This is a genomic window from Candidatus Neomarinimicrobiota bacterium (assembly GCA_036476315.1).
Classification (GTDB): Bacteria; Fidelibacterota; Marinisomatia; order Marinisomatales; family S15-B10; genus JAZGBI01.
Window position 1 is genome coordinate 75,205 of sequence record JAZGBI010000098.1, and the last position, 15,371, is coordinate 90,575.

Below are 15,371 nucleotides of genomic sequence, written 5' to 3' on the forward strand. Positions count from 1 at the left end.
GACTATATGGGAGTCGGTTTAGAGGAGTAATTTACTTTCAACGCATCTGCCTCCCGCAGTTCCGTGTGGATCTCACTGATGAGGTCCATATGAGCATTTCGATCGGCCTTAAGAGAGACGATCAATTGGGGGTCGGCTACCCGCTTCTCATACATGACATGCCTCACATTGTTCATGGGAATTATCTTATCATCAATGGAAACCAGGCCGTCCTTGGATACAAAAACATGGGCAACATGACGTTTTGTCTCCAGCCGCTCGATCTTTCTCGCCTGAGGCAGAAACACATTGAGTCCTTCATACGTTCTCAAAACCGTGGTAACCATGAAGAAAATAAGAAGCATAAAGATAATATCGGGCATGGAGGCCGTTGGAATAGTGGCCGACACCTTGGTTGTTGCCTCAAATTTCATCACTCAGGCTCTGCAATAGAGATACGAGTCGCGTTGGCCTGTTTCAGCTGGTCAAGAACGTCAACGTATGATTGATATTTCGTCCTCGCATGTGTCTTCAAGGAAATAATCAGCTTATCGTTGGCCGCGATCTTTTCCTTCACAATTCTTTTAATGTTCTGTGTTTGGATGGGTTCCCCGTCCAGTAGAACATCGCCTCGGGCATTGATGAGCAGATTGGAGATGTTCTTTTTGGGCACCTCCTTCTGTTCGCCTTTCGGCGGGAGCACGAGTCCCAATCCCTTGTCCATATCAATCGTCGTGGTAACCAGAAAGAAAATAAGAAGCAGAAAGGCAATGTCAGCCATGGAGGCTGTTGGGATTTCCCCTGGTGTCACCCGTTTTTTCATTGCGTCGGTTGGGCCGGTTTACTTTTTCTTGCCCCTGTTTTCTGCCCGACCCTTCCCTCCTGTTCCATCTCAACCAATTCATCGATGAGGAGAACCGAATTCTCTTCCATGTCAATGATCAGCTTATCCACACGGGAAATCAGAAAGTTTTGAAAGATTTGAATAATGACCGCCACAATTAATCCGAACAGGGTGGTAAGAAGTGCTATGGAGATACCGCCAGCCACAACCGAAGGCGAAATGTCATTGGCCTGCTTAATATCATCGAACGCTCGGATCATACCGGCCACGGTTCCCGTAAACCCAAGCATGGGCGCCAACGTCACAACCGTACTCAACCAGACCATATTTTTCTCAAGAAAGGCCATCTCAATGGCGCCGGCATTTTCTATCCCCTTTTCCACGGCCTCGATTCCCCTGTGGATCCGGGACAACCCTGCGTGAAGAATTTCCGCCACGGGACCCCGGGTCTTACTGCACACGTCCACCGCCGCCTCGTATCCCTCTTCGTGAAGGGCCGTTCGGACCTTCTGCATGAACTTTCGCGTGTTTACCGAAGCCCGGAACAGGGTGTAGAGTCTTTCGAGTCCGAATCCCAGGCCGAAAATGAGAAGACCCAGAATGGGGTACATGAAGCTTCCGCCATCTAAGAAATATTGGACCATCGATGATTCTCCTTCCTAATTAGCGGCCGAAAATAACTAATCGTCTCCTAAATGTCAACGAGCCTCTAAGGAACATCCTGTAGCAGAGTTTACAAAATTATTGTTGAGCGAGAAACTCTTTCGCCCGGTCAAAGTATCCAACCGCCTCGCTTACTTGCGAATCGCCGGCTACAAGTATCTCATAGTATGCCTGCCTTCCCCAAAAGGCACCGCTGATCTCTGCCTTAAGCACCGTCCTTAAATAGTCGGTGTCTCCGTGAAGCGTCTGCTCATCAAAGTCGACACCGTTTTCCCGAACGTACCTTTCGAAATCCGATAATAGTTCGTCTGGAACCTTGAATTCTCCTCTGAACTCTTCTGGTGAATCCCATGTGCCCCTGTGTGAGGCGGCATAATCCATCCCCCAATTAAATGTAAAACGGCCAGGATGTCTTACGATACGATCGGTCGCTTCGGAGAACTGTTCTGATGGAATGTATGCGTCAGGAGTTATTCCTCCCCCCCCGTACACCTCCCGCCCTGATTTCGTGGTGTACCGGGGCCTCGTTTCTTTCAGAGAATCGAGAATGTTTTCTCTCTCCATGTCTGCCAATTCCTGGTAATACGCGTGCGTTCCATTCTCGTAAGGCCGCTGTATGAGGCGACCGCTGGGGGTGTAATAACGGGCAATGGTGACGCGAAGAGCCGAGTCATCCCTCAACATCCATTGACGCTGGACCAGACCTTTGCCGAAACTGGTTTCGCCCACAATAAGACCGCGATCCAGGTCCTGGACGGCACCGGCAACGATTTCGCTGGCACTGGCGGACCAGCGATTGATTAATACGATAAGAGCAAAACGTGTGGAACCCACGTCCGGATTGGCAAGATAGACCTCCCTTGCATCAGCCGTTCTCCCGTCCGTGTACACTAACGTATCATTCGTGGTGATAAAATAGTCTGCCACCTCCACCGCCTGCTGAAGAAAGCCACCACTGTTCGTCCTTAAATCAAAAACCAGCTGGGACATGCCCGATGAGAGGAGGTCATCGATGGCCTCCCGCACTTCCTGTGCGGTCGTGGAGGAGAATCGGCTCAGGCGGATATATCCCGTGTCATCGTCCAGCATGAATGTCGATGTGATACTCCGGATAGGAATCTGGTCCCGAATGATTAGCACATCGAGCGTTTTATCCATACCTGGCCTTCGGATCGTAATGTTCACGCTGGTACCCTTTGGACCCCGAAGCTTGTGGAACACCTCCTCCTGAATAATCCCAAATGCATCTTCACCGTTGATCCTAACAATCTGATCCCCGGGTTGAAGACCCGCCTGATCGGACGGCGACCCCACGATCGGGGAGATGACGGTTATGTAGCCCCCGAGAATGTCAAATTCAATCCCTATTCCCTCAAACTTCCCGTGAAATTGCTCGTTTATAGCCACTGCCCGTTCCCGTGGTATATAGGCCGAATGAGGGTCGAGCTTTCCCAGAAGGCCCTGAAATGCACCATCCAGAACTTCATCCCACTCCACTGGATCAACGTAGCTCTCATTAACGATGGCGATGATTTCATTGAGCACCCGAATCTTTTCGTAAATATTGACGGCCCGACTGTATAGGGTGGGACCTACGACCAATCCTGTGACCAGAAGTGCCGTCAGAATGACGGCAACATAGTTGCTCTTTTTCACTCGCTTCATCTATAATCCAAAGTAGATCATGGTGCGGACAGCCAGGCTGTTCAGGTTCGTCGCAGGGGAATCACTGATGGGTTTGCGGTCGTCTGTCTTCCATGTCCCCTGCCCTACCTGCGCGAGATTGAAGCCCACACTTAACCTTATTCCCATCCTGTCCAGAAACTGAAGCTTCACCGCAAGATACGGCTGCACATTGAAGAAGGTTGCCGTCCGGGATGTCATGCTCCTGGTAGTGGAAATCGTGGGAAAAACATTCGCTTCAACATAGTCAAAATCATCCTGATTCACAAGAGTGTCACCATTGACGTCATTGACGAGGTAGTAACCGCCCGAAAACTGTTCCTCCCACGAAGGACTCCCGGAACTCTGAGTAATATTCAAGCTCAAACGCCCCACTCCCATCAGCACGCCAGTGGAAAGTTCAAGTCCTCTCAAAAGGGGGAACACATACTCCACCGTGGCCCCACTCATGAGAATCATGATCTTCGCCTGTATGTCGGGAGCGAGATTTCCCGTCTGAGGATCAGGATCATATTCCCGCCGTTCTTCTCCCGCCTCGTAATCCCCACTACTGTCCGCGTCGAGAAAAAGAATGATGCTCTGTTTTTCGCTGATGAACGAGGAGCCCACACCCGCATAGCCTCCAAGACGCCACCGGCCCGTCACATTTGAAAAGCCTTCCCCGCCATTGATCACGAAGGGCGAAGTGAACTCTTCGGTATCCAGGCCCAGACCAGCCGTGTCTCCTACGCTTCCCAGCAACTCAAACCCCTCCAGCTGTCCAACCTTGGTAAAGAGAAACATGCGGCTGAACCCCACACCGCCACCGTAAAACGATTCCGGCATATAGAGATCATCTTGCGCTGGTGCAAAAACGTGTATAGTAACTATGAGGATCAGCATTCTATTCATTGAGCCCATTCTTACCTCCGGTAGGATTCGTTAATTTTCAATTTAAACTTCGCCTTTCCTAAGTACCAAGAGATTATTCCGTCATCTTCGTCGCCAGACAGCTTCTCCGGGCTCCCAGGCCTCCCTTCATGCCCTGTCGAAAAGAAAATAGGTTGGCTAATGCCATGATCATAAGAATCGTTCCCATGATCTGCTTCTCAAAACGTTCAAACAACTCAAAGCCCCTGAACTCCAGTCCCCGGCGAACAATATCAACAAGGAATAAAATACCTGCTACCGTTACGGTAACATAGGTGAGCCCAACTACGGCGATTCCACTCCACCCCGCCATACTTGCCCTGAAAAAATAAGTCTCGATTTCGATGCACGGTGTGAAAAACATGCTGACCAATATTGCCGTGGTTGCCGCAAAGCTGGAACGGCGGGCAGCTTTGCCCAGGTGAATATCTCCATGCGAATGGTTCCGGAGATTATCCCGGATTCCCCCCATAAAATAGACTGGCCGCCGCAAGGCTCATGGCCTCCACGCTGATGGATGCCAGCTTCATGCCCAGCAGACCCACGCCAACTCCGATGATCATCGTGCTCAAACTGTGTGACAGGCCGGCGAGTGCCGCCACCCGTCCCAGTCTGAAACGCCCCCACCCTTCGGACTTTCCTATCACCGCGATGGGCATCCACTGGTTTGGCATAAGAACATGCACCATGCTCAGAGCGACGCTCCCCACAACTATTGCGCTGATCATTGGCATCCCGGCACACCTATGACTTTTCCAACCGTTCTGCGGGAGACAACGACTTACTTACCCCACATGACGCTATCTCGTTCACAGAAACCCAAACATGAGGCCCCAAAACCTACCTCCCTTCGCTCCCCGTCCTGAGACCCTCGAAAAATTCGAGGAGCGCTCTTTCTGACACAAGCCATCGCCTGCCCAATTTCACTCCTTCCAATTTGCCCCTCTGCAGGTAACGCCGGATCGTCTTTTCATTCAGACCCAGCTCAGAGGCAATCTCCTCCACAAAATAGTACATGGTACCAAGAATCTCTTTCATCCGCTTTTCCTCGCCCTTGCCTCCTCCCGCTTTTTCTGGAGTTCTGGTGGAAGAGCCTTTACCCTCTTCCCTCGGAAGAATATCTTCAAGGCTTGTTCCACCGTACTGGAAATGGTGGCACCCGGTGTCCAGTGAGCGTAAGCCTGAACTTTATCAATTAGCTGCGGATCGAGCCAGTAGGTCATTCGCTCCCTTTTCTTACCCCCTTTTGCAGGCTTCCGCCGGGGCTTATCCTCCCGTTCAAAGGAAAAGTCTTTGAATTTGCTCATCTCTTAATCTACCCTTTCTCACCCATTTGTCTGCTCCACTGCGCCCCTAGTTCCATGTCTGTTTCAATACTTCTCGCGCGAGGGACAGAAAGTCGAGGGCACCCGGACTCTTCGACCGATAGGCCAGAACATCCTTGTGCTGAGCTGCTGCCTCCGTGATCGCCACCGTATTTCTGATGGCAGTATTGAAGACCAACTTCCCGAAATGCTCCTCAATCATCCCTCGACCCTCGACAGAAATTCTTCTTCTTGTATTGTACAGGGAAAGAATTATACCGCTTAACTTGACCCTCCTCGTCTGCTGCCGGAGTTTCCTCACCTCTTTCATGAGTTCAACAACGTTGCGCATGGCCAAATACTCCGTCTGCAAAGGGAGGAAAAATTCCCCTGTCATCACCAAAGCCGCCTGCGTCAGGTAACCCAGTGACGGGGGACAGTCGACCAACACAAAATCGTAGTCCGATAGATCACGCAAGCTCGAACGCAACTGGAAAAGATATTTCCGGCTCCGGTTGAAACGCATCAGTCTCCTGTCACCGGGTATGATATCCACTCTCTCTCCTATCCCCTCTCGTGCCTCTTCCCATGATGCGTACCCTGTCATCACGTCGTATATCGACGCCCCGTCCCCGAACGTCTCGGTGATAAAGGAAAGATTCGACTGCGGATCCAGATCAATCATCAACACCGAGTTCCGTCGAGCCTCATGCACCGGAATCGACGCATCCACCCGTCTCAATCGACTTATCGCCGCCGCCAAGTTATGAACCGTAGTTGTCTTCCCTGTCCCACCCTTCGTCGATACGATACTTACTTTCCTCACTCTAATCTACCCTTCCATTTGTCTTCACGTCCCACAGTGTCCCCTCAGCTCCTTTGCCGACGATCCGTCTCCGGCCCAGGCCTTCCCCAATCTTCAGTCGAACCCCGATGCCATCGGAAGACACACTAAGTCCCTTTGTCCTATTTCGAGCCCCGTTGTCCGTTACGAAGACTCTTTATTCCCCATTAGACATAAGCAAAATTATTCGTTAACCCTGACACCTGAGCAGGAGCATCAATTATCAGTCATTTTCGTCCGTCAAACCCTCGCTCTTTTTCACCCTTCCGCCAGGCTCTATTTATCCGGCCTCCGTCACGCTCCTGACTCTACCAGAAGTGACCCGTCCCCACAGACCCGTTCCGTTCCACACTCAGGCCCCACAGGACGTTTAACACGTTTAAGTCGTCCTTCGCCTGAATGCAAGCTCGGCGGTCTGCCCACCGTACCCGACGATAAACTAGCGGTCATTCTAGTCCTGCGCAACAAAAAAATCACACCCTCATCCAGGTGGTCGGCCCTGCTTCTCGTTGCATGATCTTCCGACCTGTTGGTGATGACCCCATTGCGCGAATCTCTGCTGGACGATCGAAGGTTTGGGGAAATGTGGCTCTGCGAGGCTGCCGTTTTGGAGGTGTGGCAGGATATGTGAACCAGTTTTTGAAAGGGGGAGGGGAGCCGTCAGCCACCACCGGTGATCACTTGTAGGATGAATGTGGATAAATTGTGCATAAGTAGGCCCAATTCGGTTGTTTCGGCCAATCCTGACCTAATTATTGTCTTGATTTTCAGCGAACCGCCGAATATATTCGCTTACAGAGGTTGAGAGGTAAGGGTTCTTACTATTGCTAGGCCAACTCTACAAGGGGAGGGGTTACGCCTTGGGCTTCCCATTGCGTCTCTGAAACCTCAAATAGACAGGTAGGGTGAAGAAATGGTGTATTGTGCACGATTCCGAGGGATTCTGGCATTCCTGTCCGTGTTGTTTCTTTGCGGGTCCCTTTCGGGACAACAGGTAGTAGCTCTTAACGGAACGTACGATTTTGACGGGGACGGCCTGAGCGAGTTCTTAAGTATTGAGAAAGCTGGTCCTGGGGTGCCTTATTCGGAGGTTGCAGCCTACTATGAAATAGACGAGCAGGGATCTCACCTGCTCTTATGGGGATTCACCAGTTCTCGCCCGCTGATCGATGCACGGATCGGCGACATGGACGGAAACGGGGCCCCCGAAATTATTGTCCTAACAGGGGGTTCCCTTCTCGGGAGTGGCGACAGTCCTTCGTGGCTTCACTGGTTCCCGTGGGACGAAGACTCTTTCTCCGAAGGTCCAAGGATTGAATGGAGCGGCGAGCGTTCAGCCGGCAGTCAAAAACCCTTTGGTTTCACCATCATCGATTCTGACAACGATAGCCGGGACGAAATCGCCCTCGCCGTGGGTAGTCCCAACCGTGAAATTCTTCTTCTGACCCTGAACGTCATGGCCGATGCCCCGCTTTTTGAAATTGCCCGTTCCCTCAGTTCACCTGCCGTCTCTTCGGGTTACGGCCAGATAGCTCTTTCCACTGTCGATCAGGACCGGGATGGATTCTGGGATCTTATGGCCATCATGAGGGAGCTGTCCACGCTTAAGGTTCAGATATTTTCCAATGAGGGGGGTGATCTTGTGGGAGGCCCTTCGTACGAGGAGGACATAGCCCAGGTAAGTCCTCGGTTCTCGAGACTGGTGCAGAGTGCCATCAACACGATTGACATAGATCAAGATGGTACGCATACAGTCATTCTTCCGTTTGAAACCGGGAGTGCTGTTGCCATCAAGGCCTATTCGGACCGGCTTGCACTGGTTCCCGTGGAAGTCGAGGTCGCCTCCCTGTTTGCCCTACCCAAAACCGGGGTTGAAGAAACCGTCATAAACGAAATCCTTCTTGAGCGCGCGGAATCAGGAATTACCGGGATGCGCGTGAGAAAACTTGAATTGGAGGCAAAGCAACTGGAGGTCCCCACTGCGCCCGAAGAAGCCGTGGAGGTTCCGCCCACGGCCCCCCCTGCCAGAAAGGTGAAGCGGTTGGAGCTTACCGCTGTAGAGGATACTGTCTCCACGGAAGTACTGTCTGACGAGCTTCTCGACACAACCGGTCAGGCCGTTGTCGTTGAGCTCCCAGTCATCGAACGGGAAGTCTCCGAGGAAGTTGCTCCAGCCACACCAGGAAAGGTTCGCAAATTGGACCTCACCACAGTAGAAAAGAGAGCGGAAGCCCCCGCTCTTGCCCCCACTCCCGGTCTTCCAGCAGATGTTACCGCAACAGACACCGTCATGGCAGGAGAAACGTATACGCACTCGCTGGAGCCCGATGAAAAGAGGCAGCTGCACGCATTCAGACCTTCAACGCTTCCCTCCGGTGCTTTCTTCGATCCGCCAACGAGGACGATTGTCTGGACCCCTTCTGAAAATCAGGTGGGGGTGCATCGTCTTGCCTATGAAGTCGAATTTGAAGTGACAGGTGAGCGGGTCAATGTGGAAGAAGTGGAAGGAACGGGCGTCCAGGTCCTGTCCATAACTGAAACGGATACAGTTGAGCTTTACATTCTTGTGCGCAGTGAAATAGAGCCGTAATGGAACGCGCTGTATCGAGACTGGCTGTTCTTCTGTCTGTCCTGGTTCTTACCCTGGGCGGCGCCAACCTCAAAGTTGTCCATATAGATGGCATCTTCGATCTTGACTACGATGACCTGGTAGAATTCCTCACTATTGAGGATGGCCAGGGGACAGGGGGCGTTGTCACACGAATAGGATACTACGAAATCGACGAACTCGGCTTTCCACAACTCCTCTGGAATATCGATGCTCCCCGGGACATTGACGGCTCCATTGTACATGTGCGTATGGCCGATATGGATGGTAGCGGTACGCCCGAAATCGTTGTGGCCGCCAATGCACGAGGAGGAATAGACGGAGAGCTTGATCTGGCAACACTCTATCTTTTTGAATGGGACCAGGGAGAGTTTCCAGAAGAGCCGACTCTGACCCTTTCCCTGGCCGACACCATCGCTCCCCAGGCTATTAACAACCTGGATCTTCTGGATCTTGAGGGCGATGGGAGAGATGAGTTGGTGCTCTCTCTTCTCGGGACCGAGCCGACTCTTTCCATAATCGCTCTGTCTACGATCGATAACGTGAGGCAGCTCCATGAACGGTGGTCCTACGTTCCAGAAGGCTTCTCCTCAAGTGGAGGCAGGCTTTACGTAGGGTCTCTCGATTTCGACCGGAACGGACAGTACGACCTTTTTGCTCTCAGTCCTGAGCGGAATGTCCTACGGATCCAGTCGTTCCTGAATCAGGGGGGAATTTTGAAACCCGGCCCCGGACTTCTCCGCCGCGTGCCTGGCATGTCGGACCTTCATTTCCGTTCTTTTGTGAAGCTCGATTGGAATCGTGACTCACGCGATGACCTCCTGATCCCCTTCCGGTCAGGTCACGTGGTCTCCCTTTCTTTCGTTGAAGGAAGAGTGGAAGTGAGTGAGCTGGGAATCGATGCCGGCCCTCTTTCTAACCTGACTCGGGCTGATTTTAATCAGGACGGTCTCCCTGATCTCCTTCTGGTCAGTCCCCAGCAGGGAGTCGTCACCCTCGCCTACGGCACTCCCGACGGTGGTGCCCCGCTACAGGAGTTTTTCTCCATCGCTGCCGGAGAGGAGGAGCCGGGGATCCAGATTTTCTGTGCGGTTCCTGAAATCGTCGACGGAATCTACTTGGGCACAGTCATAGCCGGCGGCTGGACGGGAGATGAGAGTGAGATCTTCTACTTTGAACTGGGGTCCGTTCCTGAGTATCCCGAAGAGGAAATACTCGTGGATACCTACATCCCGGAAGCCAGAGTCGAAGAAGCTGTAGAGGAGCTCCCTCGAGCCAGGCCCATGGAAGGAAAGCCTCTGCCTCCAGGCATTCTCCCCACGTACGTATTGCCCGTCAATCAGACGTTTGCCTACACGATCCCGGAAGATGAGGAGCGTGAGTTCTTCAGCTTTCGGTGGCTGGAGCCGCCAGCCAGGGGCATGTATTTCCACTATGATACGCGTTCCATCGAATGGGTCCCTGATGACCAGCAGCTCGGTGCCTATGAGCTTTCTTATCACCTTAGAATGAAGGTGGGCGAAACCATAGACATAATGACAGATGAGGATACGGTCGTTACCTATCAGGTGGTCCCAGAGCTTGCCTCCCTGGAATCAAGGTTCTGGATTTATGTCAATGACCCCCCAAAAATAACCTCCTTTCCTGAGGGGACAGAGTTTGTGGCAGGCAGCCGTTTTGCCTATAATGTGGTGGCCATCGATAAAAATGAGGATGTCCACCTGCGGTATACCCTCGAGAAAGCACCGGAGGGCATGAGCGTTGATGAAGACGGGTTTGTCTCGTGGCAAACTGATGCTTCTCATATCGACATCTATCCTGTTCGGATCGTCGTTTCAGACGGCTTCGATCGAGATGTTCAGACGTTCAGGCTCTACTCAAGGGGTCAGGTCGTTATCACTTCTTACCCTGAAGAGGAAGCGGCCGCTGGCGAAAAGTACACGTATGAACTGAAGGTTACGATTCCGGAGGACAAGCGAGAAGAACTCATCTTTGCCCTGCTCAAAGCTCCCTATGGCATGAGCGTGGACAACACCGGTCTTATCACATGGACTCCTCAAAGTACTCAGATAGACACTCAGCGCTTCGTCGTCTCGGCCAACCATGGAATTGCCGCTGACACTCAACGTGTTTCCGTCTATGTAAATCACTCTCCGGTTCTCGTGTCTGTCCCGGAGGCCATGACAAAAATCGCCATAGAAGATACTTTCAATTTCCAGCTCGTTGTGGAAGATCCGAATGAGTTCGACATTCTCCGCTACGAACCTGTCTCCCTGCCTCCAGGTATGAGGGTGGATCCCTCCACTGGCAGGATTCTGTGGGTGCCCGCGGAGGAAAATCTCGACTTCTCCACCGCCGTCGTCAACATTACGGATGGGCATGAAAACATTGAACTCTCTTTTGAACTGTTTGTGAATTCTCCCATTCACATTACCTCTGAGCCCACCACTCTAGCCACCGTGGGAAAGCCGTATAATTACAAGATCATTGCAGCCGACCTCAACAGAGGATCGCTCATGACATTCTCTCATGTGACCCCTGTCTACGACCTGGAAAACTCACGGGTATACTCAGTCCAGATTGAGGACGATGTGTACAGGGAAAATATTCAACGGTATGTAGGTGAGTTCATGAACAAAAAATCGATCCTGGTGGAAATTCAAGAGAAAGGGCCTGATGGTGAAGAAACTGTCTCTCGAGTTAATCTCAGGAAACACGTCCAGAGTGTCTTTTATGAGGACGAGCGTCTTCTCGTGATAATCAGGGACATAGGCGGGCGCAAGGTGAAGATAAAGGATGTCCTCTGGGAATTTTTCGAGGGAAATAAGGGAAAACCGCCCAAGGTTCTTGTTGAGCGGGCCCCGTTTGTCCACTATGCCCTGCTCGATTTTCCCGATGGAATGTTTGTGGATGAACTCACAGGTGCCATATCGTGGACACCCTCGCTGAAGCAGTACGACACCCATACCGTCACATTTATGGTCTCTGACGGCTACACCCGCGATGAACAGTCATTCGACCTTTACGTGAACCACCCCCCAACCATCATTTCGACGGCACCCAGGACAGCTCGCGTCGATCAGTTATACAAGTACAAAGTCGTGGTGGAAGACAAGAATTCCGATAAGCAACTCACCTATAGATTATTGAAAGCACCCAAGGGAATGCAGATTGGCCGGGATGGGCGGATCACCTGGATGCCCAAGCCTTCCCAGATAAACAGTCGCCTCTTTGGCGTGGGTGTCTCGGATGGGTACGAGGAGGACCTGCAGGAGACGAACCTCTTCGTCAATATCGCACCTCAGGTCATCTCAGAACCAAAACCGGTCGCTCTTACAAATTTTGAATACCGCTACCGTATGGCTACGGAAGACTTGAACGGCGATCAGGTTAGACTGAGGGCCATCAAGACACCAAAATACGCAAAGTTTGACGAACAAACGGGTATGTTCCGCTGGAAGCCACGGATGAATCAGAGAGGCGTCAACAATATTGTCCTATCCGCCGTCGACGAACGTGGCCTCGCCACCTCGCATGAATTCCAGATTCATGTCTTCGAAGATCCGAGCGCCCAGCAATTCGTTTCTACAAGCTGGCCCCTTCTCCTGGCCTTCGTGGGTACCATGTTCACCGTGGGTATGTCAGCCCTCCGGTAGATAACTCCCCTGCATGAGATACGTACTTTAGGGTTTGGGTCCGGTCGCCCCTCCTCTCCCTCTTCCTTGAAGCCGGAGTTCCTGCTCTATATGAGTCAGAAGTGCTTTCTCCCCCTCTGGCGACGGGACGAAACTTATCTGTAACGCATAAAGCCGGACGTCTCGTGCCACCCATTTGACCACCTTGAAGATGTCCTTTTCTGTTGTGACGAGCAGGTCAACGCCCTCCTTTTCTCCCGTGTCCGTCAAGTTTTCCAGGTCCCGTCTCGTATAAACGTGATGATCCGCGAACGCTTTGAAATGGACAATCTGAGCTCCCGCTCGTTGTAACAGGTGCCGGAACGAATCGGGATCTCCTATTCCACAAAATGCGACCGTCTTTTTCCCCTTCAACGCGTCCAGGGGAACTGTCTGACCGTTTGCACTCCGAAGAAAAGGGTCCGGCTCAACCCGGCAGGCAAACGTGGGAACTTTAGTCTGAAGGACCTTGCTGTGGAGGGTGGGGTGAGGCGGCTTCAGGTTTGCTTTGGTCCAGAAAATGAGATCGGCACGGCGGAGGTGATTCCAGGGCTCGCGGAGTTTCCCATAGGGAAGGAGTTTGTAGGTCTCGAGAGGATCGTTGCTGTTCAGAAGAACAATGTCGATGTCCCGGTCCAGGGAACGATGCTGAAACGCGTCGTCAAGGACAATGACGTCCGGGTTGAACCGTTCTATAGCAAACACGGCGCCCCGGTAACGGACTTCATCCACCACTATGGGAACCCCGGAAAGGACATTTGCCATGAAGTAGGGCTCATCCCCTGCTTCCTGCCAGGATAACATGACCTTTTTCCCATCAGATACGAGTCCTGTTCCCGACGTTTTCCGTCGATAGCCCCGGCTGACAATCACCGGTGCCACTCCTTGCAGCTGCAGTTTTTCTGCGAGATAAATGACCATCGAGGTCTTCCCCGTTCCACCTACTGAAAGATTTCCCACACTGATCACAGGAACGGGGAGGCGCCGGGTAACAAAGAAGCCGATGCTGTAGAAAAGATTTCGCCAGAAAATCGTCCCCCAGTAGAATAGCGCCAAGGGAAGCAGAAGGTATCTAAGTTTTGTCGATAACCGCGGCATCCACTGCCTCTTGAATACGATTGAGTTCCTTCTCCAGCCGATGGCTGTTGGCGCGAAAGCTGCTCTTCCGATTCATCTCGATGGGCTTACCAAACACCATGCATGTCTTGCCCCACGGCTTGGGTACGATAAACGTGTCCCAGTTCCTGATTTCCCACCTTCGACTCGCCTGCCCTGATACGGGAATAACAACGGCTCCAGTCAACATTGCCGCCCTCACCGCGCCCGGTTTTACCCGGTGTTGCGGGCCTTTCGGCCCGTCCGGTGTTATTGCAGCCAGACTTCCACCTTTCGACAATGTGTCAATCAATTCCTGATAAGCTCCCCGTCCCCCCTCGGTAGTCGATCCGCGAATCATTTTCCATCCCATCCTGTCTCCGATCCTGGAAATGACTTCAGCGTCTGCGTGCAGCCCCGCCATCGCCCGCCCACCACGGCCCCGTAAGAAATAGAAAGGAAACAGTAATCTCCCGTGCCAGCAACAAAGCAGCACTGACCGGCCGGCCGCCAGGGCGTCCGTCAAGATCGCTCCGTTCAAAACGAGATGTTTGTTCAGGGAAAACAGAAGATGTATCGTGGGCGTTCCCAGAGTTACACCAACGTGAAACAGCAGTCGTTTCAGCCTCTCCGGTTTCATTCCAGACCCATCAGTCTTTCACTGATCAGCCGGGCGGCCGTCTTGGCCGCCCCGGGACCCCCGAGTCTTTCTTTGACTTCTCGAAGGCCCGCCAGGATTTTCTCCCTCTCTGGTGGGGATTCTACCATTGTTGCCATTCTGTCAGCGATGAGACGAGGGCTGGCTTGGTCCTGCAATAATTCTGGAAGGATTTCCCTGCCAGCAACCAGGTTCGTGAGGGAGACAAACGGAACCTTTGTAACAGCTCGGGCCACCAGCCAGGTTGGACCGGATAACTTGTATACGACTACCGATGGGGTCCCGTACAGAGCCGCCTCCAATGTCGCTGTGCCAGAGGCAATCACCCCAATATGGGCATGTCGCAGGGCCAGATGAGGTGTTTCCTCTACCACAACCGCGCCGGAAAGTTCATGGGAACTGAGCTCAACTCCGGGCGCCTTCCCAATGACGGCTTGAACGTCAAGGCCCCGTTTCTTCAGTAGTCCCATGGCCCCGGTCATTACAGGCAGGAGCCTGTCAACCTCCTGCTGTCGACTCCCGGGGAAAAGCGCTACCAGTGTTCGTCGAGAGTCCAGGCCGTAGGCTCCAATGAACTCCTCACGGCCCATCTCTGCTTCACGGTGATCCATTAGGGGGTGACCCACATAATTGGCCTCTATGCCACGCCGATGATACCACTCCTCTTCGAACGGGAGAATGCAGAGGGCCTGGTCCACACAATTCTTCATCGCCTCAACACGTTTTTCCCTCCATGCCCAAAGTTGAGGACAGATGTAATACGTCACCGGAACGCCCCACCGTTTCAACCTGCTCGCAAGCCGAAGATTGAATCCTGGATAGTCGATAAGGATTGCCCTCGGCGGCCTTTTCTCTCGCACTGCATTGGTCACCCTTTTGAAGGTCTGTCTCAGGCGGGGATATTTACGGAGGGCTTCCGTGAATCCCACCACCGCAACACTGTTCACATGTTCCAGGAGATTGACTCCGGCTTCCTCCATCTCATCTCCGCCTATGCCGAAGAATTCCACCCGGGGATTCAGTCGTCCCAGTTCTCGGAGGAGCGACGCCCCGTGAAGATCTCCGGACGTTTCGCCCGCAACCACAAGAATTTTCAAGGTGTCTTGGTCC

Annotated in this window: 15 protein-coding genes; 2 read left to right on the forward strand and 13 right to left on the reverse strand. The window is 52.6% G+C overall.

Features of this window, described 5'->3' with window-relative positions; translation table 11 throughout:
• Positions 1-2: 2 nt before the first annotated feature.
• From V3U24_10030 to V3U24_10075, 10 genes are all read right to left on the reverse strand, one after another.
• Positions 3-413 carry a biopolymer transporter ExbD gene (locus V3U24_10030; GenBank protein ID MEE9167779.1) on the reverse strand — a complete coding sequence of 137 codons (411 nt, stop codon included), beginning with the start codon at positions 411-413 and terminating at the stop codon, positions 3-5.
• A complete protein-coding gene (locus V3U24_10035; protein MEE9167780.1) occupies positions 413-802 on the reverse strand; it encodes a biopolymer transporter ExbD in 390 nt (129 codons plus the stop codon). The genes V3U24_10030 and V3U24_10035 overlap by 1 nt, the downstream gene beginning before the upstream one ends.
• Positions 799-1,467 carry a MotA/TolQ/ExbB proton channel family protein gene (locus V3U24_10040; protein MEE9167781.1) on the reverse strand — a complete coding sequence of 223 codons (669 nt, stop codon included), beginning with the start codon at positions 1,465-1,467 and terminating at the stop codon, positions 799-801. The genes V3U24_10035 and V3U24_10040 overlap by 4 nt, the downstream gene beginning before the upstream one ends.
• A gap of 97 nt (positions 1,468-1,564) precedes the next feature.
• Complete coding sequence (locus V3U24_10045) at positions 1,565-3,151, reverse strand: S41 family peptidase (GenBank protein ID MEE9167782.1); 1,587 nt, start codon at positions 3,149-3,151, stop codon at positions 1,565-1,567.
• On the reverse strand, positions 3,152-4,069 hold the full coding sequence (locus V3U24_10050; GenBank protein MEE9167783.1) for a hypothetical protein: 918 nt from the start codon (positions 4,067-4,069) through the stop codon (positions 3,152-3,154).
• Positions 4,070-4,133: 64 nt separating this feature from the next.
• Complete coding sequence (locus V3U24_10055) at positions 4,134-4,571, reverse strand: hypothetical protein (GenBank protein MEE9167784.1); 438 nt, start codon at positions 4,569-4,571, stop codon at positions 4,134-4,136.
• Positions 4,531-4,806: a hypothetical protein gene (locus V3U24_10060; protein ID MEE9167785.1), complete on the reverse strand. Its 276-nt coding sequence runs from the start codon at positions 4,804-4,806 to the stop codon at positions 4,531-4,533. The genes V3U24_10055 and V3U24_10060 overlap by 41 nt, the downstream gene beginning before the upstream one ends.
• Before the next feature lie 112 nt (positions 4,807-4,918).
• A complete protein-coding gene (locus V3U24_10065) occupies positions 4,919-5,116 on the reverse strand; it encodes a helix-turn-helix domain-containing protein (protein ID MEE9167786.1) in 198 nt (65 codons plus the stop codon).
• On the reverse strand, positions 5,113-5,385 hold the full coding sequence (locus tag V3U24_10070; GenBank protein MEE9167787.1) for a hypothetical protein: 273 nt from the start codon (positions 5,383-5,385) through the stop codon (positions 5,113-5,115). Before V3U24_10070 ends, V3U24_10065 begins: the two co-directional genes overlap by 4 nt.
• Positions 5,386-5,431: 46 nt before the next feature.
• Complete coding sequence (locus V3U24_10075) at positions 5,432-6,208, reverse strand: ParA family protein (GenBank protein MEE9167788.1); 777 nt, start codon at positions 6,206-6,208, stop codon at positions 5,432-5,434.
• 931 nt (positions 6,209-7,139) lie between these two features.
• Between V3U24_10075 and V3U24_10080 the strand changes: the two genes are divergently transcribed.
• Complete coding sequence (locus V3U24_10080; GenBank protein ID MEE9167789.1) at positions 7,140-8,816, forward strand: putative Ig domain-containing protein; 1,677 nt, start codon at positions 7,140-7,142, stop codon at positions 8,814-8,816.
• Positions 8,816-12,490 carry an Ig domain-containing protein gene (locus V3U24_10085; protein ID MEE9167790.1) on the forward strand — a complete coding sequence of 1,225 codons (3,675 nt, stop codon included), beginning with the start codon at positions 8,816-8,818 and terminating at the stop codon, positions 12,488-12,490. Before V3U24_10080 ends, V3U24_10085 begins: the two co-directional genes overlap by 1 nt.
• 27 nt (positions 12,491-12,517) lie before the next feature.
• Here V3U24_10085 and lpxK read toward each other — a convergent pair whose 3' ends face one another.
• The 3 genes from lpxK to lpxB are packed head-to-tail and all read right to left on the reverse strand — an operon-like array spanning position 12,518 to position 15,358.
• A complete protein-coding gene (gene lpxK, locus V3U24_10090; protein MEE9167791.1) occupies positions 12,518-13,606 on the reverse strand; it encodes a tetraacyldisaccharide 4'-kinase in 1,089 nt (362 codons plus the stop codon).
• A complete protein-coding gene (locus tag V3U24_10095; protein MEE9167792.1) occupies positions 13,581-14,243 on the reverse strand; it encodes a lysophospholipid acyltransferase family protein in 663 nt (220 codons plus the stop codon). Before V3U24_10095 ends, lpxK begins: the two co-directional genes overlap by 26 nt.
• Positions 14,240-15,358 carry a lipid-A-disaccharide synthase gene (gene lpxB, locus V3U24_10100; protein MEE9167793.1) on the reverse strand — a complete coding sequence of 373 codons (1,119 nt, stop codon included), beginning with the start codon at positions 15,356-15,358 and terminating at the stop codon, positions 14,240-14,242. Before lpxB ends, V3U24_10095 begins: the two co-directional genes overlap by 4 nt.
• Positions 15,359-15,371: the final 13 nt, after the last annotated feature.

Bases quoted from the DNA above. Each gene is read 5' to 3' on its own strand.
- V3U24_10030 (MEE9167779.1), bottom strand. From the start codon at position 413: ATGAAATTTGAGGCAACAACCAAGGTGTCGGCCACTATTCCAACGGCC.
- V3U24_10035 (MEE9167780.1), bottom strand. From the start codon at position 802: ATGAAAAAACGGGTGACACCAGGGGAAATCCCAACAGCCTCCATGGCT.
- V3U24_10040 (MEE9167781.1), bottom strand. From the start codon at position 1,467: ATGGTCCAATATTTCTTAGATGGCGGAAGCTTCATGTACCCCATTCTG.
- V3U24_10045 (MEE9167782.1), bottom strand. From the start codon at position 3,151: ATGAAGCGAGTGAAAAAGAGCAACTATGTTGCCGTCATTCTGACGGCA.
- V3U24_10050 (MEE9167783.1), bottom strand. From the start codon at position 4,069: ATGGGCTCAATGAATAGAATGCTGATCCTCATAGTTACTATACACGTT.
- V3U24_10060 (MEE9167785.1), bottom strand. From the start codon at position 4,806: ATGATCAGCGCAATAGTTGTGGGGAGCGTCGCTCTGAGCATGGTGCAT.
- V3U24_10065 (MEE9167786.1), bottom strand. From the start codon at position 5,116: ATGAAAGAGATTCTTGGTACCATGTACTATTTTGTGGAGGAGATTGCC.
- V3U24_10070 (MEE9167787.1), bottom strand. From the start codon at position 5,385: ATGAGCAAATTCAAAGACTTTTCCTTTGAACGGGAGGATAAGCCCCGG.
- V3U24_10080 (MEE9167789.1), top strand. From the start codon at position 7,140: ATGGTGTATTGTGCACGATTCCGAGGGATTCTGGCATTCCTGTCCGTG.
- V3U24_10085 (MEE9167790.1), top strand. From the start codon at position 8,816: ATGGAACGCGCTGTATCGAGACTGGCTGTTCTTCTGTCTGTCCTGGTT.
- lpxK (MEE9167791.1), bottom strand. From the start codon at position 13,606: ATGCCGCGGTTATCGACAAAACTTAGATACCTTCTGCTTCCCTTGGCG.
- V3U24_10095 (MEE9167792.1), bottom strand. From the start codon at position 14,243: ATGAAACCGGAGAGGCTGAAACGACTGCTGTTTCACGTTGGTGTAACT.